Origin of the sequence: Haladaptatus sp., assembly GCF_049589095.1 — an archaeon.
GTDB lineage: Archaea > Halobacteriota > Halobacteria > Halobacteriales > Haladaptataceae > Haladaptatus.
The window spans coordinates 1-4,101 of record NZ_JBAWAC010000327.1; the positions used below are offsets into that span (position 1 = coordinate 1).

The window sequence follows — 4,101 nt, forward strand, 5'->3', positions numbered from 1 at the left end:
AGCAGATCCAACTCCTCGTCCAACCCTTCGGCGAAGATACCGTCCTTCCGGGCTTGTTCGGGAAGCGGATTCAGGTCGTCCGCGAGGTGGGTGACGAACACACCGAGCGCGCCCCTGTCGACGGTCAAACTCACGAGGCCGTGGAGGAGGTTCGCGGCGCTCCCCGGTTCGGTAATCGCTTCGAACTCGTCCACCAGCATGAGCGTCCGTCCGTCGTCCGTGAGCGGCGGAACGATGCTCCGGAGCGTGGATTCGAGCACCCCAGCGTTGAAACTGGCGTGGCGGCGGTGGAAGACAATGGCGTCGGAAATCGACACCTGCGCCCGCGATGCGGGGACGGGTAGGCCCATCTGTGCAAGCAAGCCGACTTGACACAGCGTTTCGAGTAGGGTCGTCTTCCCACCGCTGTTCGCGCCGGTCAGGACGGTCACGCGGTCGCCTTTCGGCGGTCCCGCGACGGCGTGGTCGCCGATGCCGTAGGTGATGGGCTGGACGTCGCCGCTCCCCGTGGCGAGAAAGAGGTTCCGTGCACCCTCGACGGCGAACCCGGAGTCCACGAACTCCGGACGCGTGAGGTCGAACGCGGCGGCGAAGCGGGCGAGCGACAGCGAAACCGCGAGGTCGCTCACGGCCGAAGCGGCGGCATCGATGGCATCACGGGCGGTTTCGATGTCGGTTTCAAGTCGCTCGACCACCGAGGATTCCCGTTCTTCGGCCGCAGCACGGCTTTCGGCGACGAGTTCGCGGAGCGACCCGCCGACGAAGTCGGTGGCGTCGGTCGCCTCGCCCACCGTCGCGTCACGGATTCGCTGCGGTTCGATGCCGGTCTCGCGGGCGACGTACTCGACGTAGCTCTCGCGGAACTCATCTGGATTTCGAACGTCACCGGACTGGACGGCTTCGAGCACGTCCAAGGATCCGCTTTCGAGTCGTTCGGCCGCCGCGAGCGTCTCCCGGAGGCGGTCGAGTTCCTCGTCAGCACCCTCTGCGACCGATCCATCGTCGAGTTTCCCGAGGGCACTGTCCGCGACTTCGAGGTCGTCCGGGTCGATTCCGGCGACGGTGGCAAACGCGCCGTCATCGACGCCGGTTCGTTGGAGCGCCCGCGCCGTCTCGACGGCGGTTCGCTCGCTGCCGTCGTAGGCGTCGAACGCATCGAGGACGGTTTCCCGCGTCTCGTCGTCCAGTTCATCCCACGATTCCACAGCCGCCATCACGGAGTCGAGTCGTTCCTCCGCCTTCTCCCGGGATCGAACCGGGGTGAAGACGCGAATTCGGTCGCCCGCGTCGGGTGTCACGGCATAGTCGCTGGCGAGGTCGAGCAGTGACTTGTACACCGAACGAGCATCTCGCGTCGCGAGAACGTCCATCCCCTCGCCGCCGTTGGCCTGCCGGAGGATACGTGTCGCCCGTCCTCGGGGCAGCCCCGCCTTCGTCAGTGCGCGAACGTCGCTCGATTCGATTGCGTGAATCGCTCGTTCGACGCCGAGTTCCGATGCGAGCAACTCGCTCGTCTTCGGCCCGACGCCCCAGTAATCCTCCAGCCTCATACCTGTCGGCTGACACGGACGGGTATTAATCATTCCCGTTTGACCGAAAGGTAGAGATAGCTCGGCAGTATTAATATTCCCATGTCCCTCCATGAATCATACCCGGACACGCCACAAATCGTCTACGTTGGTCAGAGCGGACGAGTTGGACTACAGGGAGCCACGGAGCGGCGAACGAGTGCCACGAAGGTGCTCGACCGACTCGATATCGCCGACTGCGTGGTCTGTGAGCAGTCACCGCCGAAATGCGACGCGGTGGCTGTGTTGGAGGAAGTACGCGAACGCGACACGGAGTTGCCGTTCTTCATCGTCACCGACGACGACCGGACGATAACGAGGGCGCTTTCGGCAGGGGTTACCGACTGTGTCAGTCCCGACAGTCCCGAGTTACTCACACACAGGGTCGAGCGCGCCATCGACGACTACCGAACCGGACAGGAGTTGGAACAGGCAACGGCGATACTCGGTGGGTTGGCTGATGCCGTCGTAACGATAGACGAGGAGGGACGTATCCGCTACGCCAACGACGGTCTCGAACGCGTTCTCGGGTACGACCCGACCAAAATACTCGGGAGACAGTTGACGACGGCGATCCCGTCAGTCCTCCGGTCGACACATCGGAAATCGTTCGATCGATACGTCGAAACCGGAGAGCGACAACTCGACTGGGAGCACGTCGAAACGATAGCACGGCACCGTGATGGCCACGAAGTTCCGGTACTGCTCTCGTTTCACAACGGCATGTGTGGCGGTGACGAGTTGATAACCGGCATCATCCGCGACGTATCGGAGCGAAAAGCAGTGGAGACGGAACTCGAAGCGTCACGGGAACGCTATCGGCGGTTGGTCGCCGCGAGTCCGGAGGCAGTTCTCGTCGCCGATGCTGAGACGGGTATCATCGTGGACGCCAATGGGGCGGCGGAGGAGTTGCTCGGACGCCCTCGGAACGAGATTTGTGGGATGCATCAGTCGGAGATTCATCCAGTAGAGCGACGGGAGCAGTATCGGAAAATTTTCGAGAATCACGCGGAGGCGGAGGGAATAATACGGAACGTGGATCACCCTTCGGTCGTTCGCCCCGACGGCGAGGAGGTGCCGGTCGAGATCAGCGCGAACGTTTCGGAAGTCGGCGACCAACGGCTCGTCAACGCCATCTTCAAGGATATCTCGGAGCGGAAGGATCGCGAACGAACGCTCGAACATCTGCGCTCCGCGACGCGTCGGCTCATGACGGCGGAGACGAAGACGGACATCTGTGAGATCGCGGTGAAAGCCGCCGGGGATAAACTCGACCTTCCCCTCTCAATACTCCACCTCACAAACGAGGGAGGCGACGAGCTCGTTCCCGCTGCGATGACGGAGACGACCGAGACGCTACTGGACGAAATTCCACGTTTCGGGGAGAACGATGATCCGGTGTGGTCGGCGTTCGAATCGGGTGAAGCGGTCATGTTCGATGGGTCGGACGACGGTCTCGAAGTATGCGAGGAAGGAATGGAAGTCGAACAGGGGATCGTGATTCCGTTGGGGGCTCACGGTGTCTTTCTGCTCGGTTCCCCTTCCACGGGACGGTTCGACGAATACGTCCGCGATTTCGCCGAGATTTTGGCGACGAACGTCCAGTCGGCGCTCGACCGGGCGGAGCGCGAGGAAACGTTGGCGACACAGCGAGCCGAACTGGTCGAACTGAACCGAATCAACGAAGTCATTCGGGACGTGGATCGAACGCTGGTGCAGGCCACGAGTCGCGAGGAAATCGAGGAGACGGTCGTGGGGCGGTTGGCGTCGGCCGGACCGTACGAGTTCGCGTGGATCGGTGAGTACGAGATGGGAGTCGAAACCGTCAGAGCAGTGGCGAACGCGGGGGATACTACCTACTACGAATCGGCCGACAAGGAGGCAGGCCAGCGGAACTGTCCGGTCGCCAAAGCACTGCGATCCGGGCAGACGGTGGTGGTCGAGGACGTACCGACCGATCCGGCGTTCGAATCGTGGGTAACGGAAGCGCTCGACGGCGACTACCAATCGTTGGCGGCGCTTCCGATTCGGTACGACGAAACCCAATACGGCGTCCTCGTCGTTCACGCCGACCGGGAAGGGGCGTTCGATAGCCGCGAACAGTCGGTGCTCGTCGAACTCGGCGAAACTATCGGGATGGCTATCGCCGCGATGGAGAGCCGAAAGGCGCTCGTCTCCGACTGCGTGGTGGAAGTCGAGATGGAAGCGCTGGAGGCCGACCACTATCTCATCGATATTCCGCAGAAGCTCGGGTGTACGTTCGTCTTGCATGGAACGACTATCTCGCCGACCGGCGAAATCCTCTGTTTCGTTACGGCATCCGGTGCGCCACCGGAGGTCATCCGTGAGCGAACCGAGCAGTACGACGGGGTAACGGACACGCGAGTCGTGCACGAGCGCGAGGACGAGTGCATATTCGAAGTCAGCTACGACGGCCCATCGTTCGTCAAGGCGCTCGTGGACAGGGGGGCGACACTCGGATACGTCGAAGCGGGGCCGGAGAAGGCCCGCGGAACCATCGAACTACCGAGGG

2 protein-coding genes are annotated in these 4,101 nt (G+C 62.6%); one reads left to right on the forward strand and one right to left on the reverse strand.

Going from position 1 to position 4,101, the window contains the following annotated elements:
• A partial coding sequence (locus WBV42_RS10540; RefSeq protein WP_423985985.1) for a MutS-related protein occupies positions 1 to 1,550 on the reverse strand: 1,550 nt, incomplete at its 3' end.
• An 81-nt stretch (positions 1,551 to 1,631) separates the two neighbouring features.
• Between WBV42_RS10540 and WBV42_RS10545 the strand changes: the two genes are divergently transcribed.
• Positions 1,632 to 4,101 (forward strand): PAS domain S-box protein (locus tag WBV42_RS10545; RefSeq protein ID WP_423985986.1); only part of this gene is annotated, 2,470 nt, incomplete at its 3' end.